At 50.1% G+C, this 24,299-nt stretch carries 18 protein-coding genes; 8 read left to right on the top strand and 10 right to left on the bottom strand.

The window, feature by feature from the left end:
* Positions 1-7: 7 nt before the first annotated feature.
* Positions 8-808: a glucosamine-6-phosphate deaminase gene (gene nagB / locus DT73_RS12940; RefSeq protein WP_036109430.1), complete on the bottom strand. Its 801-nt coding sequence runs from the start codon at positions 806-808 to the stop codon at positions 8-10.
* Between the two features lie 327 nt (positions 809-1,135).
* On the opposite strand from nagB, the gene nagE reads away from it, so the two are divergent.
* Both nagE and glnS read left to right on the top strand, forming a co-directional pair.
* Positions 1,136-3,160, top strand: coding sequence for an N-acetylglucosamine-specific PTS transporter subunit IIBC (gene nagE / locus DT73_RS12935; RefSeq protein ID WP_036109429.1), 2,025 nt, complete (start codon positions 1,136-1,138; stop codon positions 3,158-3,160).
* 176 nt (positions 3,161-3,336) lie between these two features.
* The gene (glnS, locus tag DT73_RS12930) at positions 3,337-5,004 is read left to right on the top strand and encodes a glutamine--tRNA ligase (RefSeq protein ID WP_036109428.1); all 1,668 of its coding nucleotides are present in this window, start codon (positions 3,337-3,339) and stop codon (positions 5,002-5,004) included.
* 20 nt (positions 5,005-5,024) lie between these two features.
* On the opposite strand, the gene DT73_RS26465 is transcribed toward glnS, so the two are convergent.
* On the bottom strand, positions 5,025-5,174 hold the full coding sequence (locus DT73_RS26465; protein WP_160173968.1) for a hypothetical protein: 150 nt from the start codon (positions 5,172-5,174) through the stop codon (positions 5,025-5,027).
* 112 nt (positions 5,175-5,286) lie between these two features.
* On the opposite strand from DT73_RS26465, the gene DT73_RS12920 reads away from it, so the two are divergent.
* The 4 genes from DT73_RS12920 (at position 5,287) to DT73_RS12905 (ending at position 12,865) form a co-directional block, all read left to right on the top strand.
* Positions 5,287-7,161, top strand: coding sequence for a beta-glucoside-specific PTS transporter subunit IIABC (locus DT73_RS12920; protein ID WP_036109423.1), 1,875 nt, complete (start codon positions 5,287-5,289; stop codon positions 7,159-7,161).
* A 162-nt stretch (positions 7,162-7,323) separates the two neighbouring features.
* Positions 7,324-8,328, top strand: a complete 1,005-nt coding sequence (locus DT73_RS12915) for a LacI family DNA-binding transcriptional regulator (protein ID WP_036109420.1) — start codon at positions 7,324-7,326, stop codon at positions 8,326-8,328.
* Between the two features lie 393 nt (positions 8,329-8,721).
* Positions 8,722-10,119 (top strand): OprD family outer membrane porin, encoded by a 1,398-nt coding sequence (locus tag DT73_RS12910; protein WP_036109416.1) that lies wholly within the window; start codon positions 8,722-8,724, stop codon positions 10,117-10,119.
* A gap of 91 nt (positions 10,120-10,210) precedes the next feature.
* Positions 10,211-12,865 carry a beta-N-acetylhexosaminidase gene (locus DT73_RS12905; protein ID WP_036109413.1) on the top strand — a complete coding sequence of 885 codons (2,655 nt, stop codon included), beginning with the start codon at positions 10,211-10,213 and terminating at the stop codon, positions 12,863-12,865.
* Positions 12,866-12,997: 132 nt separating this feature from the next.
* On the opposite strand, the gene fur is transcribed toward DT73_RS12905, so the two are convergent.
* The 4 genes from fur to ybfF all read right to left on the bottom strand — a co-directional run bounded on the left by fur (position 12,998) and on the right by ybfF (position 15,618).
* The gene (gene fur, locus DT73_RS12900; RefSeq protein WP_036109411.1) at positions 12,998-13,447 is read right to left on the bottom strand and encodes a ferric iron uptake transcriptional regulator; all 450 of its coding nucleotides are present in this window, start codon (positions 13,445-13,447) and stop codon (positions 12,998-13,000) included.
* Positions 13,448-13,732: 285 nt separating this feature from the next.
* Entirely contained in the window at positions 13,733-14,263 is a 531-nt protein-coding gene (fldA, locus tag DT73_RS12895) for a flavodoxin FldA (protein WP_072006970.1), read from the bottom strand.
* A gap of 156 nt (positions 14,264-14,419) precedes the next feature.
* Positions 14,420-14,710 carry a LexA regulated protein gene (ybfE, locus tag DT73_RS12890; RefSeq protein WP_036110697.1) on the bottom strand — a complete coding sequence of 97 codons (291 nt, stop codon included), beginning with the start codon at positions 14,708-14,710 and terminating at the stop codon, positions 14,420-14,422.
* A 131-nt stretch (positions 14,711-14,841) separates the two neighbouring features.
* On the bottom strand, positions 14,842-15,618 hold the full coding sequence (ybfF, locus tag DT73_RS12885) for an esterase (protein WP_036109408.1): 777 nt from the start codon (positions 15,616-15,618) through the stop codon (positions 14,842-14,844).
* Between the two features lie 185 nt (positions 15,619-15,803).
* On the opposite strand from ybfF, the gene seqA reads away from it, so the two are divergent.
* Both seqA and pgm read left to right on the top strand, forming a co-directional pair.
* Complete coding sequence (gene seqA, locus DT73_RS26210; RefSeq protein WP_036109404.1) at positions 15,804-16,355, top strand: replication initiation negative regulator SeqA; 552 nt, start codon at positions 15,804-15,806, stop codon at positions 16,353-16,355.
* A 24-nt stretch (positions 16,356-16,379) separates the two neighbouring features.
* A complete protein-coding gene (gene pgm, locus DT73_RS12875) occupies positions 16,380-18,023 on the top strand; it encodes a phosphoglucomutase (alpha-D-glucose-1,6-bisphosphate-dependent) (protein WP_036109403.1) in 1,644 nt (547 codons plus the stop codon).
* 258 nt (positions 18,024-18,281) lie between these two features.
* Here the strand turns inward: pgm and kdpE are convergent, their stop codons facing one another.
* Genes kdpE through kdpB form a run of 4 tightly spaced genes read right to left on the bottom strand, consistent with a single transcriptional unit; the run spans position 18,282 to position 24,291 of the window.
* Complete coding sequence (gene kdpE / locus DT73_RS12870) at positions 18,282-18,962, bottom strand: two-component system response regulator KdpE (protein WP_036109402.1); 681 nt, start codon at positions 18,960-18,962, stop codon at positions 18,282-18,284.
* Positions 18,959-21,643 carry a two-component system sensor histidine kinase KdpD gene (gene kdpD / locus DT73_RS12865; RefSeq protein WP_036109400.1) on the bottom strand — a complete coding sequence of 895 codons (2,685 nt, stop codon included), beginning with the start codon at positions 21,641-21,643 and terminating at the stop codon, positions 18,959-18,961. Before kdpD ends, kdpE begins: the two co-directional genes overlap by 4 nt.
* A gap of 13 nt (positions 21,644-21,656) precedes the next feature.
* The gene (kdpC, locus tag DT73_RS12860) at positions 21,657-22,235 is read right to left on the bottom strand and encodes a potassium-transporting ATPase subunit KdpC (RefSeq protein ID WP_036110695.1); all 579 of its coding nucleotides are present in this window, start codon (positions 22,233-22,235) and stop codon (positions 21,657-21,659) included.
* 7 nt (positions 22,236-22,242) lie between these two features.
* Positions 22,243-24,291: a potassium-transporting ATPase subunit KdpB gene (gene kdpB / locus DT73_RS12855; RefSeq protein WP_036109398.1), complete on the bottom strand. Its 2,049-nt coding sequence runs from the start codon at positions 24,289-24,291 to the stop codon at positions 22,243-22,245.
* Positions 24,292-24,299 lie beyond the last annotated feature (8 nt).

The following is a 24,299-nucleotide window of genomic DNA, read 5'->3' as shown; positions in this document are numbered from 1 at the left end:
CTCGAGCTTAAAGATCTTTAATGTTTTCAGCTTCTAATTCATTGAAATATTTCAGTGTTTTCACTTTCAGTTCCATCGTTGACGGCTCGTCACAAACGATAACGGCTTTAGGATGGAGTTGCAGGCAACTGATTGTCCACATGTGATTGACATTGCCTTCAACGGCCGCCTGCAAAGCCTGAGCTTTGACCTGGCCTTGCACAAGAATCATCACTTCTTCGGCATCAAGCAGGGTACCCACACCAACAGTGAGTGCGTATTTTGGCACCAGGCTGACATCACCACCAAAGAAACGTGAATTGGCAACACGAGTTTCGTGAGTCAGTGTTTTGATTCTGGTCCGTGACGCCAGAGAAGATGCCGGCTCATTAAAGGCAATGTGCCCATCGTTGCCCACACCGCCCATGAAAAGGTGGATTTTTCCATATGCGCGAATTTTTTCTTCATATTGACGGCATTCTGCATCAATATCAGGCGCGTTACCATTCAACAGGTTGATATTTTCTTCGGGAATATCAACGTGTTCAAAGAAATTATGGTACATAAAGCTGTGGTAGCTTTCCGGGTGTTCTTTGGGTAAACCGACATATTCGTCCATATTGAATGTGACAACATGTTTAAAACTAACCTGGCCTGCTTTGTGCATGTCAACAAGTGCCTTATAGGCTTCAAGCGGTGTGCCTCCGGTGGGCAGACCGAGGACAAAAGGGCGCTCAGCTGTAGGTTTAAATGCATTGATGCGGTTAACGATATGGCGCGCTGCCCACTTGCCAACTTGCTGTGGTGTAGCCAGGGGAATCAGTCTCATTGTTCACCTCATAAAGATAGAAAGAAACAGAAAAGCCGAATTGAGTTGCTCTAAAGTGTAATGCTCCGTCAGTCGAAGAGCGAACAGGGTCAATCCGTCTTGATTTTTCGAATGATAAAATAAGTTTTGGTTTCAGGCCAGTTAAAAGGGATGTAATAAGAAGCTTTTGGTGATTTTTATCACAAATAAGTGTAATTAATTTGCGATGCGAATTATTTTTTCACACACTCCGCATGTAATATTTAAAGCTGTGCGGGTATTTCAGTTTCAGTCAAAATAAAAACAGACAGTTAGCTAAGACTTATCGGGTCTTACAAGGGGGAATATGTGAGTGTATTAGGTTATTTACAACGCGTTGGTCGCGCGCTCATGGTGCCTGTCGCGACCTTGCCTGCCGCGGCAATACTGATGGGGGTTGGCTACTGGATTGACCCGGTTGGTTGGGGCAGTCAAAGTGCGCTGGCGGCATTCTTCATCAAATCTGGTTCTGCCATCATTGACCATATGTCAGTACTGTTTGCTATTGGTGTGGCTTACGGTATGTCTAAAGACAAAGATGGTGCAGCGGCACTGACTGGCTTTGTCGGTTTTCTGGTGCTGACCACGTTATGTTCACCGGCTGCGGTGTCCATGATTCAAAATATTCCTGTCGATAAGGTTCCGGCGGCTTTCGGTAAAATCGAGAACCAGTTTGTTGGTATCCTGGTTGGGGTGATTTCTGCTGAGCTCTATAACCGCTTCAGCGGTGTTGAACTGCCTAAAGCGCTCTCTTTCTTTAGCGGACGCCGCCTGGTTCCCATCCTGACGTCTTTCGTGATGATTGCTGTGGCTTTCGTCATGATGTACACATGGCCCATTATTTTTGGTGGCCTGGTTAATTTCGGTGAGCATGTCCAGAAACTGGGCTCAGCGGGTGCCGGGATCTACGCCTTCTTTAACCGTTTGTTGATTCCGGTTGGTTTGCATCATGCGCTGAACTCTGTGTTCTGGTTCGATGTGGCGGGTATCAACGATATTCCTAATTTCCTTGGTGGCGCTCAGTCTATTGAAGCGGGCAAGGCGATTCCGGGTATTACTGGCCGTTACCAGGCTGGTTTCTTCCCGATTATGATGTTCGGTTTGCCTGGCGCGGCTCTGGCTATTTACCATTGCGCCCGCCCGGAAAACAAAGCAAAAGTGTTAGGGATCATGATGGCGGGGGCGTTTGCTGCCTTCTTCACGGGGATAACTGAACCGTTAGAATTTTCCTTCATGTTCGTTGCACCTGTGCTGTATGTGATTCACGCAGTCCTTACCGGGATTTCTGTATATATCGCTGCCACTATGCACTGGATTGCCGGTTTTGGCTTTAGTGCTGGCTTTGTTGATATGCTGCTTTCCTCGCGTAACCCGCTGGCTACCCACTGGTACATGCTGATACCTCAGGGGCTGGTATTCTTCGTTATTTATTATGTGGTGTTCCGTTTCACTATCACTAAATTCAACCTGATGACACCGGGACGTGAACTGGCTGTTGCCGGAAGCGAAGCCGATGGCGAAGATATGAATGTCAGCAATGGTGGTGCTGCGAAGGAGCAGGATGCAACTCTGCTTGCCCGTCAGTATATTGCTGCGGTGGGGGGCTCTGACAACCTGACTGCCATTGATGCCTGTATTACACGGTTACGCCTGAATGTGAAAGACTCTTCTCTGGTCAATGAAGCAATGGCGAAACGGCTGGGCGCAACCGGTGTAATTCGCCTGAATAAAACCAGTGTGCAGGTTATTGTTGGCTTTGTTGCAGAGAAAATTGCTAACGCAATGAAAACTACCGGGCACGTTGAAGCAGCGCCTGCTCCGGCACCAGTACAAAGTGGTGCCAAATTGCAGGCTGTTCCCACTTCTACGGCGGTAACCGTGGTTTCACTGGTATCACCGGTTACCGGTGCGGTTGTTGCTTTGGATCAGGTGCCTGATGAAGCCTTTGCCAGCAAAGCCGTTGGCGATGGCGTGGCGATTAAACCGACCGACAGCATGGTGGTTGCACCAGCAACCGGGACTATTGTGAAAATCTTCAATACCAACCACGCATTCTGCCTGGAAACGGAAGAAGGTGCAGAGTTGGTGGTGCATATGGGGATTGATACTGTCGCCCTGAACGGTAAAGGGTTCACGCGCCTTGTTGAAGAAGGTGAAACTGTGACTGCCGGGCAACCGGTACTGCAGTTAGATCTCGATTACCTGAATGCCAATGCCCGCTCCATGATTAGTCCGGTTGTCTGCAGTAATATTGACGACTTTGCGGGCCTGGAGTTAAAAGCAGAAGGCCAGGTTATTGCCGGGCAGACTATTTTGTTCGACATTAAAAAGTAATTAATCCCGCCTGATACGTAAATCAACGGCTGAAGGTTTTCTTCAGCCGTTTTTTACGCCCGCAGTAACTACGCAGAGCAATAAATCCAGAATTATTGCAACATAAAGGTTGTTTCCACGCGCCGCTTATTAGATCATTCTCCGTTAAATGATGTTTACGCTTTGAGGACTCTGTGATGAGTGAGGCTGAAGCCCGCCCAACGAATTTTATCCGCCAGATCATCGATGAAGATCTGGCTGCTGGTAAGCATGACCATATTTGCACCCGTTTTCCGCCGGAACCCAACGGTTATTTGCATATCGGCCATGCCAAGTCGATTTGCCTGAATTTCGGTATTGCGCGTGATTACCAGGGGCAATGTAATCTGCGTTTTGACGATACCAACCCGGTTAAAGAAGACATCGAATACGTTGAATCAATTAAACACGATGTGCAGTGGTTAGGTTTCCAGTGGGCAGGTGACGTGCACTACTCATCTGATTACTTTGATCAGTTGTACCAGTACGCGCTGGAATTAATTAACAAAGGCCTGGCCTATGTTGATGAGCTGACTCCGGAACAAATCCGTGAATATCGCGGTACGCTGACTGCGCCCGGGAAAAATAGCCCCTACCGCTCACGCGGTGTTGAAGAAAACCTGGCGTTATTCGAAAAAATGCGTGCTGGTGGGTTCCAGGAAGGCACTGCCTGTCTGCGCGCCAAAATCGATATGGCTTCGCCATTTATGGTAATGCGTGATCCGGTGATTTACCGTATTAAGTTCGCAGAACACCACCAGACCGGGAACAAATGGTGCATTTACCCGATGTACGATTTCACCCACTGCATCTCTGATGCGCTGGAAGGCATTACGCATTCTTTGTGTACTCTGGAATTCCAGGATAACCGCCGTTTGTACGACTGGGTGCTGGATAACATTACGATTCCGGCTCACCCGCGCCAGTATGAATTTTCACGCCTGAACCTTGAATATGCTGTTATGTCCAAGCGTAAACTGAATTTACTGGTCACTGAGAAAATTGTTGAAGGTTGGGATGACCCACGTATGCCGACCATCTCAGGCCTGCGTCGCCGTGGTTATACCCCTGCATCAGTAAGAGAGTTTTGTAAGCGCATCGGTATTACCAAACAGGATAATACAGTTGAGATGGCAGCGCTCGAAGCCTGTATCCGTGAAGACCTGAACGAACACGCACCACGGGCGATGGCTGTGATTGATCCCGTTAAAGTGGTCATTGAAAACTACCCGCAAGGGCAGAGCGAAATGATAACCATGGCTAACCATCCAAATAACCCGGATATGGGAAGCCGTGAAGTGGCATTCAGTGGCGAAGTCTTTATCGACCGCGCAGATTTCCGCGAAGAAGCGAACAAGCAATACAAACGCCTGGTGCTGGGTAAAGAAGTGCGTTTGCGTAATGCATATGTGATTAAAGCTGAGCGTATCGAAAAAGACGACGAGGGGAATATCACCACGATTTTCTGCAGCTATGACGCAGAAACCCTGAGTAAAGACCCGGCAGACGGGCGCAAAGTGAAAGGTGTTATTCACTGGGTAAGTGCCGCACACGCATTACCTGTTGAAATCCGTTTATATGACCGCCTGTTCAGTGTGGCGAACCCTGGTGGGGCTGATGATTTCCTGTCAACAGTCAACCCGGAATCCCTGGTGATTAAACAAGGTGTGGCAGAGATGAACCTGAAATCAGCCCAGCCTGGTAAAGCGCTGCAATTTGAGCGTGAAGGTTACTTCTGCCTGGATGACCGCTACAGCACAACCGAGAAACTGGTATTCAACCGTACTGTTGGGTTGCGTGATACCTGGGCGAAAATCGCCGGTTAATTGATTGAATCCCCGGGGCATTACCGGGTGAAGACTAACCGTAGTCGTGGTTCACGGCTACGGTTTTTTTTGCCTGCAACAGCCATTTTTTGCGCCATTCCTGGTAGCTCCCGCCAGTACATGTTATTCCACGCAGCGATTAACACCATAAAAGCAACGGATTTATCCATAGCCTGATTCTGTGAGAATTGCCGCAATTCTTTCTGAAACCGGTTGCAGAGGAAGTGCATGTTCAGTCAGTCTGAAACCGGTTGCAGAGAGCAAACAAACAAAGGATCAGCTATGGGCACTATCAGAGATTACAGCGCGCTGGCAAACAATATTCTCACTGAAGTTGGTGGTGAAGCGAACCTGGTGAGCTTCTCCCGTTGCGCAACTCGGTTACGTTTGGTGTTAAAGGAAGTTCCTGAATCGGCTGTTGAGCGGGTAAAAAACCTGACTGGTGTTATTACTGTCGTCCTGAGCGGGGGCCAGTTTCAGGTGGTTATTGGTACACATGTCGCCGATGTGTATCAGGCTTTTTCCGCGCTGGTTGATAGTGACACGCTAACCAATGCTACAGCTGAGAAAAAACGCCCACTGGATGCTGTTGTGGCAACGATGTCGGCGGTTTTTGCACCTGTTATTTACGTGCTGGCCGCTGCCGGGTTGCTGCAGGGGTTGCTTATCATCATCAATTATTTCTCTGTATCCTTTCATACGACAGGTACCTTTGGGGTACTCAATTTTATCTCCTGGACACCGTTTGCATTTCTGCCGGTTTTCATTGCCATAACGGCAGCAAAACATTTTAAGTGCAATACCTATATAGCCGTGTTGTGCTGTTGTGCATTAATCAACCCGGACTGGGCAGTGATTGCCGGGAAAATTGCCAGTGGCGAAGGCTTTACTTTTCTCGGTATTCCGTTAGCGAAGACGGTTTATACCTCATCGGTGCTGCCGCCGTTATTTCTGGTTTGGGGGCTGGCACACCTGGAACGCCTGGTATTACGTGTTTTGCCTGATGTAGTAGCGCCTTTATTCACACCACTCATTTGTGTTGTTGTGATGGTTCCTGTAACGCTGGTGGTGATTGGCCCGGTAACGGCCGGGCTGGCGAACGGTATTGCTCATGGTTATAACTGGCTGTTCAATGCGGCTCCACCGCTGGCTGCTGCGGTTATCGGCGGTGTATGGCAGGTTATTGTCATTTTTGGCGTTCATTGGGGGATTACCCCTGTCATTATGGCTAACTTTGATATGTATGGCCGTGACTCTTTTCAGGCATTCCAGACGATGGCCGTTGTGGCGCAAATGGCTGCAGCCTTTGCCTGTGCGATGAAAACCCGCCAGGCCGCATTCCGGCCGGTTGCATGGTCTGCCGGGCTGACCGGGGTGTTTGGGATTACTGAACCTGCTATTTATGGTGTCACTCTGCGCCTGAAAAAACCGTTTATTTGCGGTTGTATCGGTGGGGCTACAGGGGCATGCGTCGCCAGTTTCTTTGGCAGCTACTACTATGCTTATGCCGGGCTCCCGGGGTTGCTGACGATTATGAATGCTATCAGCCCGGAAAACCCCCAGTCGTTTATTGGTGAAGTGGTGGGGCTTGGTGTGACTGTGGCGGTGACTTTTGCTCTGGTGTTTATGGTGGGCTTTACGGAGCCGGAAATGCCGGAAAACAAACAAAATACACCAGAACCGCGCGCTAAAGAGAATATGCCTACTGAACTGGTGTTAAATAGCCCGGTTTCAGGGAAACTGGTTTCTCTGAGCGAGGTTAACGATGAAACCTTTGCCAGCAAACTGCTGGGCGATGGTATCGCTATTTTACCTGACAACGGCGTTATTATTGCTCCCTGCGATGGGGAAGTGGCTTCGGTAATTGACTCACAACATGCAGTCGGGATGCTGTGCGCAAATGGTGCCGAACTGCTCATTCATGTGGGCCTTGATACAGTGAAGCTCCAGGGGGCACATTTCACCACGCTGGTTAAAACTGGGGATTACGTGACTGCCGGTACCCCGTTGATTCAGTTCGATAAAGAAAAGGTTATTGAAGCAGGCTATGACATTACGACGCCGGTACTGGTGGTGAACAGCGATGAGCATGCTTTGATTTTTCACCAGCAATCGGGAAAGGTTGATAGCGGCAACCCTTTATTTTCTGTTGCTTAAATACTCGGGGGCCAGCATTACTGGCCCCGATCTTGTTGCCTCAAAATTGAAACGGCACGCGAAACCCATTACAGTCGTGTAGCTCTGAATATATCTGTTGGGGTTCAGAGTGCAGGCTAATCTGCCTTTCAGGCCGTAGATAATTCGGGGAGTCGTTTTTCAATGGTAAAAATGCTGGATGTCGCTAAAGCTGCGGGGGTATCTAAATCTACCGTGTCCCGGGTGCTGAATGGTAAAGACATCGTCAGTGATGAAATTAAACGCCTGGTGTTTAAAGCCATTGAAGAAACGGGTTACCGGCCTAATTTGTTGGCCCAGCAACTGGCAACGCAGAAAACACGTTTAGTGGGTTTTGTAATGACCAATGCTTTGTACAATGGCCCTTACTTCTCAACGCTGATTTATGGTGCTGCAACCTGGAGCGAACAATATCAGCATCAGCTTATTTTTGCTGATGGTAAGCACTCTGCAGAAGATGAAACGGCGGCGATTGATTACCTGGTACGCATGAAATGTGCCGGTATTATGGTTTACCCGCAGTACCTCACTCCTGATGAACTGGATGCGATTATTGATACCAGCCCGGTTCCTGTTATTGTTCTCAACCGCACATTAGCACGCCACCCAGAGTGTGCTATCAGCGTTCTGCACTATCAGTGTGCCCGAATGATGATGGCATTCATTCTGGATATGGGGCACCGCAACATCGCCTGGATAAGCGGCAGAAATGGGTCTCCTACCAATAACATGCGTTATCAGGCGTATTTAGATGAGTTATCTGCACAAGGTCTTACTCCTGTTCCTGCACTGGCAGTGCCCGGTGACTGGAGTATGGAAAGTGGTTATGCCGCTGCCCGGCAACTGATTGAGCAGGCAATACCCTTCAGCATGATCCTCGCGGGTAATGATGATATGGCATTAGGTGCTATGAAAGCGCTGCAAGAGGCGGGAATTGCGGTACCTGGCGATATTTCAGTTGCCGGGTTTGATGATTCGCGCATTGGCGGTTTTGTTTCTCCGGCGCTTACCACCATTAAGATCCCCCTGGTTGACATGGTCAAACTGGCTGTTGAACGTTTGTTAGGTATCTCCCCGCATACCGATAAAACTTGTGTGAGTTTACCCGGTGAATTGGTCATTCGCGACTCGGTAAAAAACCTCAATTAACCCGCCCGATTGTTTTCCTTTTTCTGGCTGTATTTAGTAAATTTTCGAAAGAAAATAACTACCATCATCAAAGCGCATGAAAATTTGCTTTCTTCGATTCAGCTCGTGTTTCTCTTCAGGTTTTTTCTTTTTGTATTTTTATTAATACATTGTTTTATATCTATATTTAAAATAAACCCGGTCGTAAATTGAGCACTGTTGTGCTCTTTTCCTATTGTAACAAAATATAATTAAATATGTGCTCGTGGTCATAATTACATGATTTTTTGTGTAAATCGCATTGATAATTCGCATCGCGAAAAATAACCTGAAGCAGTGCCTGAGTACCGCACCCTGTTGATTAGTCATTTTATTTTTCCCGTTTTCGGGTTTTTACGTCAAAGAGGAATAACTATGCGTAAGTCTGTGGGCAAACGCAGTACAGTGGCGCTGGCAATCGCCTGCGCTACGGCTTTTTCTGGTTGGGGAGGGAGTTTCACTGCCCATGCTGCGGGGTTTATCGATGACTCCACCCTGGCTGGAGGGATTTATTACTGGCAACGAGAGCGTGACCGCAAAGATGTTGTGGCAGACGAGTATAAAACCAATCTGTCACACGCAACGTGGAACGCAAACCTTGATTTTCAGTCTGGTTATTTTGCCGATATGTTTGGCCTGGATCTTGCGGTTTTTACCGCAATTGAAATGGCGGAGTCCCATGAAAGTGGGCACCCCAATGAAATCGCTTTTTCATCAAGCAATAAAGCTTACCAGGAAGACTGGCGGGGCGATAAGAGCGGCATCAGCCTGTATAAAGCGGCAGCAAAGTTTAAACACGGGCCGGTGTGGGCGCGCGCCGGGTATCTCCAGCCAACCGGGCAAACCTTGCTTGCTCCACACTGGAGCTTTATGCCGGGTACTTATCAGGGTGCAGAGGCTGGGGCTCAATTCGATTTCGCAGATGCCGGGGCACTCAGCTTCTCATATATGTGGAGCAATGAGTATAAATCGCCATGGCATATCGAGATGGATAAATTCTACCAGAATGACCGGCGAACCCGTGTTGACTACCTTCACTCCGTTGGCGCGAAATTTGATTTCAAAAATAATTTGGTGCTCGAAGCGGCTTTCGGCCAGGCCCAGGGGTATGTTGACCAGTACTTCGGTAAAACCAGTTACAAATTTGATGTGGCTGGCAGCCCGCTATCCACCAGCTATCAATTCTATGGTACGCGCGACAAGGTTTCCGGCGGTGGCGTCAATGATATTTATGACGGCATGGCATGGTTGCAGGCATTAACTTTTGGCTACCAGGTGGGCAAGGTAGATTTGCGCCTGGAAGGCACCTGGGTCAAAGCGGAAGGGCAGCAGGGCTATTTCCTGCAACGTATGACACCAACCTATGCTTCCTCCAACGGTCGCCTTGATATTTGGTGGGATAACCGCTCCGATTTTAACGCCAATGGCGAGAAGGCAGTATTTGTTGGGGCAATGTACGACCTGGTGAACTGGAATTTACCCGGCTGGTCCATTGGGGCGTCTTATGTTTATGCCTGGGATGCCAAACCTTCCAGCTTACCCACAACAGATGGCTACTACGATGCTGGTTATCGCCTGAAAGAGTCTGCTTATAGCCTGGATGCTGCATATACCATTCAGAGCGGGCGGGCACAAGGTACGCTGTTCAAACTTCATTTCACCCAATACGACAACCACTCTGATATCCCGAGCTATGGCGGCGGGTACGGCAATATTTTCCAGGATGAGCGGGATGTGAAATTTATGGTGATTGCCCCTTTCACTGTTTTCTAAAGCAACCTGAGGCTGTTCAGGTTTCCGTCGGGTAATTTTTGGCACTGCTGGGGATTCGCGAAGCCAGCAGGCGCAACTCAGAGGATGAAAAATGAAACGTTTAAATAAATCTGCCCTGGCTGCTCTGGTATTCGGAATGCTGTCAGGCCAGGCGGGTGCCGACCAGAAAACGGTCGGGCAATTAAGTGAGTTTGGCGTCAAATACCAGGTTCTGGACAACCATGCGGCATTAAATGGTGTGGATTGCGCTGCGCTGGGGGCTGACTGGGCATCCTGCAACAAAGCGGTTATTACACTGACCAACCACAGTCACCGGGCCGTGACATCACATGACTGGGCCATATATTTCCCCAGCATTCGCCAGATCCTGCGTACGGATAACCCGGCATTCACTATCACACATGTTACTGGCGACCTGCATAAGCTTGAACCAACAGAGAAATTTACTGGTTTTGCCGCCGGGCAATCTGTTGATATTCCCATTGTGAATGAATACTGGCAGTTATTTATGACCGATGTCATCCCGCGTTGGTATGTCACCGCTCCCGGCGCACAACCTCAGGTTATCGCCAGTACCGATACCGAGGATTTAACTCAGTTCGTGGCACCAATTGGTGACAACTGGAAACGCACACCGGATGACAACAACATTTTAATGACGGCTGATACCCGTTTTGAAAAAAACAGTGATGTATCACGGCTTGCTGCACAGTCTCTGCGTGGTGCCATTATTCCAACCCCCAAACAGATTAAAGTGCATAAGAAAGATGCTGTTCTGAGTAATGGCGTGGCACTCGACCTGGCTGTTTTGTTGCGGCCATCTGCTGAGGTGATTGAGGCGCGCTTTAAGCAGTTGGGTATCAAAACCGGCAGTGGTTACCCGGTGCGCACATCGATTGCACCGAAAACCTTTACTGGCGACGATGCCCGTAGCGGTGCCTACCGGCTTACTATTAAAGAAGGTGAAGCGGTGGTCACCGGGTTTGATCAAACTGGGGTCTTTTATGGATTACAGTCAATTTTATCGCTGGTGCCGGTAAGTGGTGCGAAAACGATTGCAACTCTGGATGCCAGTGATGCACCGCGCTTTGATTACCGCGGCATGTTCATTGATGTTGGGCGTAATTTCCACTCTAAAGCTGCTATTTTACGCGCGCTTGATCAAATGGCAGCTTATAAGCTGAATAAATTCCACTTTCATCTGAGCGATGATGAGGGCTGGCGTATTGAAATCCCCGGCTTGCCGGAACTGACTGAAGTGGGCGGGAAGCGTTGCCATGATTTAACTGAAAGACAGTGTTTGTTACCACAATTAGGATCAGGCCCGGACAGTAACAATAATGGCAGCGGTTATTTTACTCGGGCGGATTACATTGAAATACTCAAATACGCTAAAGCCCGCCATATTGAGGTGATTCCGGAAATTGATATGCCAGCGCATGCCCGGGCTGCTGTAGTGTCAATGGAAGCACGTTATGACAGGCTGATGAAAGAGGGTAAGCCTGATGCAGCGAATGAATACCGTTTGCTCGACCCGACCGATACATCGCGTACCACGACGGTTCAGTTCTATGACAAGGCCAGTTATCTGAACCCGTGCCTGGATTCATCTCGCCGCTTTGTTGATAAAGTAATGAGTGAAATTCTCCAGATGCATAAAGAAGCCGGTTTGCCGCTGGCAACCTGGCATTTTGGCGCAGATGAAGCGAAAAATATCTACCTGGGGGCCGGGTACACGGATAAAGCCAGCCCGGAGGCAGGAAAAGGGCAGGTGGATATGAGCCAGCAAGATAAACCCTGGGCGAAATCCGAAGTGTGCCAGGCGCTGGTGGCATCTGGCGCAGTTGAAGATATGGCGCATTTGCCAAGCTGGTTTGCGGTAGAAGTGAGTAAACTGGTTGATGCCCATGGCATTGAGAAAATGCAGGCCTGGCAAGATGGCCTGAGAGATGCGTCAGGCGCGTCGGCCTTTGCAACTAAACGCACCGGGATTAACTCCTGGGATACCCTGTACTGGGGTGGTTCAGATGCGGTGAGTGACTGGGCCAATAAAGGCTATGAAGTCACGATTTCCAACCCGGATTATGTTTACTTTGACTTCCCGTATGAAGTAGACCCAATGGAGCCGGGCTATTACTGGGGAACCCGGTTTACCGATGAACGTAAAGTGTTTAGCTTCGCACCAGATAACTTGCCGCAAAATGCAGAAACTTCGGTAGACCGTGATGGCAATGCGTTCAGTGCCGGTTCGGCGAAGTTATGGCCCGGGGCTCATGGTTTGTCGGCGCAAGTCTGGAGTGAAGTTGTTCGCACTGACGAAGAAATGGAATACCGTTTATTCCCGCGTATTATTTCAGTAGCGGAGCGTGCCTGGCACAAGGCTTCCTGGGAACAGGACTGGCAGCCCGGGCGGGAGTATAAAGGCGGAGAAACCCACTATGTCGATACGGCTGCTTTGGCAAAAGACTGGCAGCGGTTTGCCAATGTGTTAGGCCAGCGTGAGTTGGCGAAACTGGATGCCGCCGGTATTGCCTGGCGTGTTCCGGTACCTGGTGCCCGGATTGTTGACGGGAAACTGGCCACTAATGTCAGCCTGCCAGGGCTCAGGGTTGAATACTCCGTTGATGGCGGGGAGCAGTGGCAGGTTTGGCGGGATGACGCCCGGCCGGTTGTCAGTGGTAACGTACAGGTGCGTGCTGTGAGCCCGGATGGCAACCGAACCAGCAGGGTGGTGATTGTTGAGTGACACGGGTTTGCTTGCGGGGCAGGAGTGCCCTGCAAGCGGCGCGGCATAAGGCCAAAACAGATAAAAAAAAGCCAGGTTCTAAACCTGGCTTTTTTTTGGGGTCACATTGCACCGGCTTACGGGTACACCCGATTATTTGGTGCCTTCGTGCGCATTTTCATCATCACGGCAATCGCCTTCAGCACAATGACCATAAAGGTACAGGCTGTGGTTTGTCAGGCGGATACCATGGCTGGAAGCAATTTCACGCTGGCGAGCTTCAATCGAATCATCGCTGAACTCGATAACTTTACCGCAGTCAAGGCAAATCAGGTGGTCATGATGGTGCTGCTGCGTGAGTTCGAAAACGGATTTACCACCTTCGAAGTTATGGCGTGTAACGATTCCGGCGTCATCAAATTGGTTGAGCACGCGATACACGGTAGCAAGACCAATCTCCTCTCCCATGTCAATCAGTCGCTTGTATAAATCTTCCGCGCTGACATGGTGATTGTCCGGCTCCTGCAACACTTCCAGGATTTTTAACCGGGGAAGCGTGACTTTCAGGCCTGCCTTCTTTAATGCGGTGTTGTTGTCAGTCATGCGGAATATGTCCTGTTGCTTGCAAAGTGCCCGTGAATGGGCGTACGACGTAATACGCTAAAGTTAATGCGTCTCATTATAGGTTTGACACTCCCTAAAGAAAACCGCAAGTCTCCAGCAAAATTGAAAAATAATAATCTGACAGCACTGGCAAATTTACCAAAAATACATGCTGTCAACTGGATCATTGTACAGCGCTAACGCGAAAAAGTTAAAAAAATGTAGCAATTATTTTTATCGGTTTTACCTATCAATCCGGCGCAATATAATTGCGCCGGTGAACTATCAGGCATTAATAATGCTATCGAGCTGCATTTCTTCGGAAACTTGCTTAACCCATTTTTCAACACGTTCAGCTGTCAGCTCAGGCTGACGGTCTTCATCGATAGCCAGGCCGACAAAATGGTCGTCATCCGCCAAACCTTTCGACGCTTCAAAATGATACCCGGCAGTTGGCCAGTGACCGACGATAACCGCACCACGTGGTTCGACGATGTCGCGCATTGTGCCGAGTGCGTCACAAAAATATTCGGCGTAATCTTCCTGATCACCACAACCGAACAGGGCTACCAATTTACCCGTAAAATCAATTTCTTCCAGTGTAGGGAAAAAATCATCCCAGTCACACTGTGCTTCACCGTAATACCAGGTTGGGATACCAAGCAGCAGAATATCGAAGGCTTCAATGTCTTCTTTGCTGCTCTTGGCTATGTCGTGCACTTCAGCAACATCTTTACCAAGCTGTTTTTGAATGATTTTTGCAATGTTTTCAGTGTTGCCGGTGTCGCTGCCGAAAAAAATGCCTACGATCGCCATGAGTTTAATAACCTCTTGAAACTTAATGTTATGGTGGCGTGAGTTTGTCCACAGATAAGGCAATGATAGCAGAACAGCTTCCAGTGCGGAAACAGCTATCATTACCGGGTGCACACACTGCTACATGAAAAGGAAAAACTGCCGGGAATGCGTGGATTATATATGACCTGGTTTTGTGTTATCTAACTGAGCCATCAGCATCTCTTCAATAAGTTCGCTACGGCTCATGTTTCGCACCTGCGCCAGCTCATTCAGCGCATCTACCGCATCGGCATTCAGTTTTAATTCCACACGCTTAAGCCCACGAACCTTATCGCGTTTAAGCTGGTTGCGTTTGTTAATACGCAATTGTTCGTGACGTGACAGTGGATTTGTTTTCGGGCGACCCGGACGGCGTTCATCCGCGAACAGATCTAATGTCGTACGGTCCGTTTGTTCTTTTGCCATGATTAGAATAGTGAGGAAAACAGGTGGCTTGAGCAACGTGCTCGGGCGCATTACAGCGCGCCATGATACATCAGGCTACATGACGCGCCAACGCGAAAGCCACATTTGCCAGCCAGTCGGCGGCTTTTTAATCAGTTTTCGTCCGAAGGGCTAAGAAAACGGCGAATCGCGCGAATGACTGCCTCTGGTTTTTCTGCATGAACCCAATGACCTGCACCTGCAACGACCCAGGCTTTGGCACAGGGGAATTGAGCAAGCAGTGTTTCACGATACTGTTCCTGAATATAAGGCGACAGCCCGCCGCTGATAAAGAGTGCCGGATGCGGCCATGGTGTGACGGTTTCCCATCCAACAATATTGCTGTATTGCGCTTTGAGTACCGGGACATTAAAACGCCACTCGCCATTAACAAAGGATTTCAGCAAAAACTGAATAACCCCTTCTTCATCGAGGATGTTGCGCATGATTGCCGCTGCATCCTGCCGGGTAGTTACACCGGCTGCATTAACGGCGTCTATAGCGGCAAAAATAGTATCATGGCGGCGAACGTGATAATCGACGGGGGCAATATCAATAGCGACCAGTTTTTCAACCCGTCCCGGTGCCTGTTGTGTCACCGCCATTGCGGTTTTGCCACCCATTGAATGGCCGATGAATATCGCCCGGTCTATGTGCTGTTCGTCCAGCGTGTCCAGTACATCCTGCGCCATGGCAGGCCAGGTCATAGTGTCACTGCGTGCAGACAGGCCGTGGTTGCGTAAGTCTATTTGCAGTACGTCGTGGTCCTTAACCAGGTCCCTTGCCAGAACGCCTAAATTATCCAGCGTACCGAATAATCCATGGATGAGCACAACCGGTGGATTGTTAGTCATTTGTTGAGCAGATTGCAGGCGAGCGTGTAATTTCATAGAAAACTTCTTTTTTTCGCTGTCTCAGGAATAGGGTATTATGTTGGCTATTCTGCCATCCGGCTGCAAGGGTTACAGTTAATTCTGACTTTTGACACCATCCCGGGTTGATGCTATTCGCCATTGGGTTTTGACTCTATAATCCCAATGATTTGTATTCAGAAAAGATATGTAACTGGATTAAAATGAAAACGATTGAAGTTGATGACGAGCTGTATCGCTACATCGCGAGCCACACACTGCATATTGGTGAAAGCGCGTCAGACATTTTGCGGCGTATGCTGAAACTCTCTTCTGGTCAGCAATCTGTTGCGCTGTCCTCTTCTACAGTTTCAACAAACAGCAGTGTTCCTGTTCCCCGTACTGAAAAAGCGCCAGAAAAACCGAAAGATAAAGTACGGGCAATGCGTGAATTACTCCTGTCAGATGAATATGCAGAGCAAAAGAAAGCGGTTAACCGCTTTATGCTGGTGCTTTCAACGCTCTACTCCCTGGATTCTTCCACATTTGCTCAGGCTACGGAGTCCTTACACGGGCGCACCCGGGTGTATTTCGCTATTAATGAGCAAACCTTATTGAAGAATGGTAATCAGACTAAACCTAAGCAAGTTCCCGATACCCCATATTGGGTGATCACGAATACCAATACGGGCCGCAAACGTAGCATGGTCGAGCATATTATGCAGTCGATGCAGTTCCCGGCAGAGTTGATTGAAAAGGTTTGCGGCACCATTTAACGCTTGTGACAAAAAGGACCAGCAATGGCTAACCATCCTCGAGCAGGGCAACCTGCGCAGCAGAGTGATTTGATTAATGTCGCTCAACTGACCGCTCAGTATTATGTACTGAAACCTGAGTCAGGTAATCCAGAGCACGCGGTGAAGTTTGGTACGTCAGGCCACCGGGGTAGTGCCGGTCGCCATAGTTTCAATGAAAGCCATATTCTTGCCATCGCTCAGGCGATTGCCGAGAACCGTGCCCAGAATGGTATTACCGGGCCATGTTATGTCGGTAAAGATACCCATGCGCTTTCTGAGCCGGCATTTATTTCTGTTCTGGAAGTGCTGGCTGCCAATGGTGTGGATGTGATTGTTCAGCAGGATAACGGTTTCACGCCGACGCCTGCTGTTTCCAATGCGATTCTGGTTCATAACAAGCAGGGTGGTCCGCTGGCTGATGGTATTGTTATTACGCCATCGCATAACCCACCAGAAGATGGTGGTATCAAATATAATCCGCCTAATGGTGGCCCGGCAGACACCGGTGTAACAAAAGTTATTGAAGAACGTGCCAATGCGTTAATGGCAGCCGGCCTTGCGGGTATTAAGCGTGTGTCGCTTGATGACGCGCTGGCTGGTGGGCATGTTCAGGAAGTCGACCTTGTTCAGGCGTACATTGAAGGCCTGGCCGATATCATTGATATGGCTGCCATTCAAAAAGCGGGGCTGAAACTGGGTGTGGATCCGCTCGGCGGTTCCGGTATTGAATACTGGAAGCGCATTGCAGATCATTACAAGCTGGATCTGACGCTGGTTAATGACCAGGTTGATCAAACGTTCCGCTTTATGCACCTGGATAAAGACGGTGTGATCCGCATGGACTGTTCTTCTGAATGCGCCATGGCAGGTCTGCTGGCTCTGCGTGATAAATTTGACCTGGCATTTGCGAATGACCCGGATTATGACCGTCACGGTATTGTTACCCCGGTTGGGTTAATGAATCCAAACCATTATCTTGCTGTCGCCATTAATTATTTATTCCAGCATCGCCCGCAATGGGGCAGTGATGTTGCTGTGGGTAAAACCCTGGTTTCTTCAGCCATGATTGACCGGGTAGTGGATGCCCTGGGCCGTAAGCTGGTGGAAGTGCCGGTTGGGTTCAAATGGTTTGTTGATGGCCTGTTTGATGGCAGTTTTGGCTTTGGTGGGGAAGAGAGTGCCGGGGCATCGTTCCTGCGTTTTGATGGTACGCCATGGTCAACTGATAAAGACGGGATCATCATGTGCCTGCTGGCCGCGGAAATTACAGCTGTGACCGGTAAAAACCCGCAGCAACATTATGATGAGCTGGCTGCACGTTTCGGCGCACCGAGCTATAACCGCCTGCAGGCGTCTGCAACTTCTGCACAAAAAGCGGCGTTGTCTCGTTTGTCACCGGAAATGGTCAGCGCCAGTACCCTTGCCGGAGATGAAATCACCGCCCGTGTGACTACAGCTCCCGGCAATGGCGCAGCTATTGGCGGCCTGAAAGTCATGACCAAAAACGGTTGGTTTGCCGCGCGTCCGTCTGGTACGGAAGATGCTTATAAAATTTACTGTGAAAGTTTCCTGGGCGCGGAGCACCGTAAACAGATAGAAACCGAAGCCGTGGAAATTGTGAGTGCAGTACTGAGCAGTGCTAAATAATGCCAGGAAGAAAGAGAAACAGCCGGTTGCTGTTTCCTGAATGAGTCAAAAAGAGCGCCAGTGGCGCTCAGATTGATGAAAAAGAAGGAAAAAACGTGGTTTTTCCTTCTTTTTAGTTAGCAGCCGAAAATCAATGAATTGATTTTCCTGGTTTTTTATTGGGTGGCACACCCTCTTGTTCTGTGCGGACATGAGGTTTGTCATCAGACTTAAAGAGCGCCAGTGGCGCTCTTTTTTTATGGCTGGTTCAGTATTGGGTTAATTCAGCATAAAACGGTAACCAATACCGGTTTCAGTTAACAGATGGCGTGGGCGTGCGGGGTCAGTTTCCAGTTTTTGGCGCAAATGCCCCATATAAATACGCAGGTAGTGGCTGTGCTCGACAGCATTTGGTCCCCACACCTGGTTAAGTAACTGGCGTTGCGTCAGTACTTTTCCATGATGGCGCAATAATACAGCCAGCAGGCGAAATTCAATCGGTGTCAGGTGAATATCAGCTTCATTCCGGCAAATACGCCGTGCTGCGAGATCAACCTGGATATCGCCAAAGGTGTACAGGCTGACGTTCTCTTCATTTCCAGAGGTGCGGCGCAGAGCTACCCGTAAACGAGCCTGGAGTTCACCAATGCCAAAGGGTTTACTCAGGTAGTCATCTGCTCCGGCATCCAGCGCGGCGATTTTATCCTGCTCATCACTGCGTGCGGAAAGCACAATAATGGGGATTTGGCTCCACTGGCGTACATCGCGAATAAAATCCAGCCCGTCGCCATCTGGCAAGCCAAGATCGAGAATAACCAGGTCAGGCTTACGTGTCGCCGTTTCAATGAGCCCGCGTTGCAATGTTTCCGCTTCGAAAATACGCACACTATCTTCTTCCAGCGCATTGCGCAGAAAACGGCGAATTGCCTGTTCATCTTCGACAACAACAATAGTAGTCACATTACCTCATCTGTTTCATCGAGCCCCGGAGGGGGAAGGTAGGGCAGGCGGATATGAAAACTGGCACCACCTTCAGCACGGTTTTCAGCATAAATCTCACCGCCATGGACATCAACAATCGCCTGGCAGATTGCCAGACCCAACCCGACACCAGGAATGGCTGATTCTTTGGCCCCGCGGGCAAATTTTTCAAAAATCGTTCTCTCCTGGCCGGGAGGAATACCGGGGCCGGTATCCCAAACTTCCAGGTCAATGATGGATTCATCACTGCGAACAGCAATCCCAACCTGTGCCTGATGCCCTGCGTATTTCACAGCATTTTCCAGCAGATTAATCAGCACACGTTCGAACAATGTTCCGTCTATATGAATTAACAGTAAAGGGTCGGGCAGGTTAAGGTGGATTTCGCGCCCACCTGTTATTGGATCCAGTTGCTGAAGTGCTCCGCCAATTAACTCTTCAACAGGGATCCAGGCACGGTGCAAATTAAACCCACCAGACTGGATCCGCGCCATATCCAGCAAGTTATTCACCAACCGGGTGGTGTTAAGCACTTGCTGGCGAATTTCATTCGCCTGCGGAGCATGTTGCGAATCTTCAGAAGCCAGGTCGAGAGTTAAAATTTCTGCCTGGCCAAACAGCACGGTTAACGGTGTACGCAAATCATGGGAAAGTGCTGCCAGTAGCGTGTTACGAATGCGCTCCCGTTCACCGGTAACCCGCGCCTGTTCTTCACTGACCATCAGATTCAGGTGATCCAGCGCCGAGGTAACCAACAGCAGTGCTGTTTCGAGTAAACGCTTTTGTTCGGGGATCATTAGCTGGCGCAAATTATCAGGCATGATAACCATCAGCCCCAATGTTTTCCCTTGCGTGCGAAGCGGGTGAATTTGCCAGAGTACGCCTGGCAGGGTGTCGGTACCGGCACCGGCAGGGTGCCCGTTATCAAAGCTCCAGCGAGCAATCGCGTCATCCCACCATACAGGTGCGGCTTTATCACTGACTGGCCGCAGTTGCCCCTGGCTGTCAGGGAGTAATAATTGTGCATCGGCCTGGAAACTCTGGCGGATAAACTGCTGGCTGGTGAGTGCTATTTCTTGCGTGTTACGGGTTACTGCAAGGGCGCGCGAGATTTCATACAGATAATGAGTGCGCTGCTCCCGGTGGCGTGCCACACGAGCCTGGTAGCGCACCCCTGCTGTCAGGGTGCCAATTAATAACCCGACGGCCATCATGACAGAGAAAGTGAGCAGGTACTGGACATCGGATACTGCAAGGGTGCCTCGGGGCTCAATGAAAAACAGGTCAAAACAGGCCACGTTGATTACGGTGGCGAACACTGAAGGGCCGCGCCCGTATAACAATGCGACCACGACGACACCAAACAGGTAGATCATTACCATGTTGGCGGCGTCCAGGCCCAGTAACCACTGGCTGGCAAAGAGCGTAATCACAAAACAAAATAGCGCCGCGACAACACACCCCAGCAACTGCACTCGCCATTTTTCAAAAAATCGGCGTGTATCGGGCATGTTGCCGGTGGGGTCAGGGCGGTCATCCATGGCGACCACAATAAGATCCAGGTCAGGGCCATGCTGCGCCAGTTTGTCGGCAAAGGAACGTGCAGGCCAGAGGCGTTTACCCTGGCGGCGGCCAGTGACAACCTTGCCCAGATTATGCTCCCGGGCATAACGCACTATGGCATTGATTTCCTGAGGGGCAGACAGTGTTGCCGTGGTTGCGCCTAATTCTTGCGCCAGGCTCAGTGCAGAGAGAATGGCTCTACGCCTGGATTCATTCAGCCGGTGTAAGCGTGGCGTTTCGACATACACCGCATGCCAGGAGCACCCCATCCTGGCAGCCATTCTGGCAGCAGTTCGTACCAGTTTTTCATTACCACTACGGGTGCCAATACACAGTAAAATAGCATCACGGGTGTGCCAGACTTTGCCTGGCTGCTGGCTCCCTCGCCAGTCCTGCATTTGCCCATCTACCCGGTCGGCGGTACGGCGTAAAGCCAGTTCCCGAAGCGCTATCAGGTTACCAGTACGGAAAAAATGCTCAATGGCGCGCTCCGCCTGGCCTGGAATATAAACTTTGCCCTCACGTAAACGCTGGCGTAAATCTTCTGCCGGGAGATCAACCAAAACCACATCACTGGCATTATCAAAAATAGGGTCGGGGACGGTTTCTCTCACCTGAATACCCGTTACTGCACCAACTATGTCATTCAGGCTTTCCAGGTGCTGTACATTCAGTGTAGTGAAGACATCAATACCGGCATCCAGCAATTCTTCGACATCCTGCCAGCGCCGGGGGTGGCGTGAGCCTGGCGCATTACTGTGGGCAAGCTCATCAACCAGTACCAGGGCCGGGTGGCGCGCCAGTGCACCGTCCAGGTCGAATTCTTCCAGCACACGTCCTCTGTGCCCATGCCGCCTGGGCGGCAGAAAAACCAGGCCTTCTGTGAGCCTGGCTGTTTCTTCGCGCCCGTGGGTTTCCACAACACCAACAATCACATCCAGCCCTTGTTCATACAACCGGCGCGCTTCCTGCAACATTGCCCAGGTTTTACCTACGCCTGCACAGGCGCCGAAGAAAATGCGTAGTTTGCCCCGTTCTGGGAGACTAACTTGGGCAATTAAGCGGTCCGGGTCAGGGCGCAGTGGTTCCTGGTGCATGGATATTCCTTAATTAATTTGACGCCGGGTAACTTGCCAGAGCCAGGTTCAGCGATAACACATTCACAACAGGCTCACCAATAAAACCGGGTACTGGATAGTGCGTTGCCTGTTCCACCAGAGTAGTTAATACACTTTTCGGAATATGGCGCACAGCAGCAATACGTGGAATTTGCCACAAAGCAGCCTCAGGAGGAAGTTGCCCGTCAAGGCCGCTGCCCGACGCGGTCAGTAAAGCGACGGGAATAGGGCCTGTGGATTGCGGGTTATCGCGCCTGAGTGACTGTGCTCGCCTGGTTAACTCTTGTGTTAACATTGGGTTACCGACTGCAAGATTACTCCCGCCGGAGGCCATCGGGTTATAAGGAAACTCCGCAGTAGCAGAAGGCCGCCCGTGAAAATACCCGGCCTGAGTAAATTCCTGCCCTATCAGTGCAGAGCCCCGAACCTGCCCTTGTACTTCAATACGTGAACCCATGGCCTGCCATGGAAACCACCATTGCCCAAGCACTGTGGTAATGAGTGGGTAGGCACCGCCAGTCAGTACTGTCAGTACAAGGAACAGCGAAATAGCAGAACGTAACGCAGACATATTCACCTCAAAACAAGCCTGTGGCACTGAGCAGCAGGTCGATAAGCTTGATACCAATAAAGGGTACGATTAACCCGCCCAGTCCATAAATCAGTAAATTACGGCGTAACATGGCAGATGCGCCAAGGGGTTTATAATGCGTGCCACGCAAGGCCAGCGGGATAAGGAAAACAATGATTAACGCATTGAAGATAACCGCACTGAGAATGGCTGAATTGGGTGAGTGCAGGTGCATGATATTCAGCGCGTTCAGTTGTGGCCAGTTCGCCGCGAACGCGGCCGGAATAATGGCAAAATATTTCGCAACATCATTGGAAATACTGAAAGTGGTGAGAGAACCCCGGGTCATCAGCATTTGTTTGCCAATATGCACAACTTCTATCAGTTTGGTTGGGCTGGAATCCAGATCCACCATGTTGCCTGCTTCTTTTGCTGCCTGGGTTCCGGTATTCATTGCCACTGCAACATCCGCCTGGGCGAGCGCCGGGGCATCGTTAGTCCCATCACCTGTCATCGCAACCAGTCGTCCTTCTGATTGATACTGGCGGATCAGAGCCAGTTTAGCTTCAGGTGTGGCTTCTGCCAGGAAATCGTCCACGCCCGCTTCAGCTGCAATTGCCGCAGCGGTTAGCCGGTTATCACCGGTTATCATCACGGTTTTAATTCCCATCTGGCGCAATTGAGCAAAACGGGCCTTGATACCGCCTTTCACAATATCCTTCAGCTCAATAACACCTAATACCTGAGCACCTTCCGCGACAACCAGTGGTGTACCGCCTGACCGTGCGACTTCTTCAACTTGTTTATCTGTCTGTGACGGGAAACGGCCTTTGTTTGCCTCAATATGGCGGCGAACGGCGTCAACGGAACCCTTACGTATAATGCGGTTTTCCAGGTTAATACCGCTCATGCGGGTCTGAGCGGTGAACGGCACAAAAGTCGCGTTGAGTTGGCTGACATCCCGCTCGCGTAAATTAAAGCGTTTTTTCGCTAACACCACGATGCTGCGGCCTTCCGGTGTTTCGTCGGCCAGTGATGCCAGTTGAGCTGCATCGGCCAGGCGTTGCTCGTCAACCCCTGGTGCAGGCATAAAACGGGCAGCCTGGCGATTACCCAATGTAATCGTACCGGTTTTATCCAGCAGTAAAACATCAACATCACCTGCGGCTTCAACCGCCCGGCCACTGGTGGCGATAACATTGGCGCTGAGCATGCGGCTCATTCCTGCCACACCAATCGCTGATAGCAAGCCGCCTATAGTGGTGGGAATCAGGCAAACCAGTAGTGCCACCAGTACCGGAATGCTGACAGCATGACCCAGCCAGGCGGTAAAAGGCCAGAGTGTGGCTGTTGCCAACAGAAAGATAATCGTCAGAGCAGAGAGCAACACGGAAAGGGCTATCTCATTCGGGGTCTTCTGGCGACTGGCGTTTTCTACCATGGCTATCATTCGGTCGAGAAATGTTTCGCCAGGGTTGACGCTGCAGCGAATGACCAGCCAGTCAGACAGGATACGCGTACCGCCCGTGACTGAAGCAAAATCCCCACCAGATTCACGAATGACTGGCGCAGACTCACCGGTAATGGCGCTTTCATCTACCGAGGCGCCACCTTCCACGACTTCGCCATCACACGGAATAATGTCACCCGCCTCAACCAGTACAATGTCGCCTTTACGTAGTGTTTCTGCCGGAACAGTTTCTGGATGGCTACCATAATGTGGCTCAGGCAGGCGTTTTGCCTGGCTGGTCTTTTTGACACCTCTGAGGGCACTTGCCTGCGCTTTACTTCTGCCTTCAGCCAGGGCTTCCGCAAAATTCGCGAACAGCAGCGTTATCCACAGCCAGACACTGATAGCAAGAGTAAAACCGGTTTCTCCGTGAGTGATCCCTGCCAGCATGGCAAGGCCCAGCAATGTCGTCAGGACACTGCCGACCCATACCACAAACATCACCGGGTTGTACCACAACCTGGCAGGATTAAGTTTGAGTATGGAATCAATGATTGCCTGGCGGCCCAGTGTTGGGTCGAACAGAGCCTGTGTTTTACGTGTCATTATGCGCT

Origin of the sequence: Mangrovibacter sp. MFB070 (genome assembly GCF_000705335.1) — a bacterium.
Taxonomy (GTDB): domain Bacteria; phylum Pseudomonadota; class Gammaproteobacteria; order Enterobacterales; family Enterobacteriaceae; genus Mangrovibacter; species Mangrovibacter plantisponsor.
The sequence above is the reverse complement of the archived record's forward strand: the minus strand, read 5'-3'. Positions and strand labels throughout refer to the sequence as shown.